General features: G+C 44.7%; 1 protein-coding gene. It reads right to left on the bottom strand.

The window, feature by feature from the left end; genetic code table 11:
* The coding region (locus tag R7Z77_RS27455; protein ID WP_318137319.1) for an endonuclease/exonuclease/phosphatase family protein at positions 1-504 on the bottom strand (504 nt) is incomplete at its 3' end.
* Positions 505-564: the final 60 nt, after the last annotated feature.

The following is a 564-nucleotide window of genomic DNA, read 5'->3' as shown; positions in this document are numbered from 1 at the left end:
GGCCAAGCTCTCACCATTACTTAAACGATACTGGCTGTACAACGCCGATTTTGGCAAACGCAACCACGGTTCTTTTGACGTGTACGCGCATGCTTTAATTGGCTGCTTTTGAGCAATACTAATCACGCCAGCTCCGCTGCCTAACGCTTTAAACGCGCTGACTTGGTTGCTGACCCAGCTGCCATCTACCAACCATTGTTTAAAACTGTCTGTCATGCTGGCTTCTTGCAGCAATAACAATTGCTTATCTGCCGAGAACAACTCCAGCTCAGATTGCCAGTTAGCGCGATTTTGCTTGTAGATGTTCCAAACTAAAAGGTTGAGTTCACCGTTATCGTCCAGAGCTTTTGCTCCGCTAAACTCTATACATCGAATATCTTCGGTAATTTCAGAACCAGTTTGTGTGATGATCTGTGGGTGTTCTGGCACGGTAAAGATGACTTGAAAACTCACTACCGCAGCCATGATTAGAAAGGCTAAAGAGAGAACAAAACGCTTAAACATGAGAGCGTACCTGAATGCATGAAATAAAAAAGGAGCCTTATTGGGCTCCCTTTTAGCTTA

It is taken from the genome of Vibrio sp. 1401, assembly GCF_033340295.1.
The sequence above is the reverse complement of the archived record's forward strand: the minus strand, read 5'-3'. Positions and strand labels throughout refer to the sequence as shown.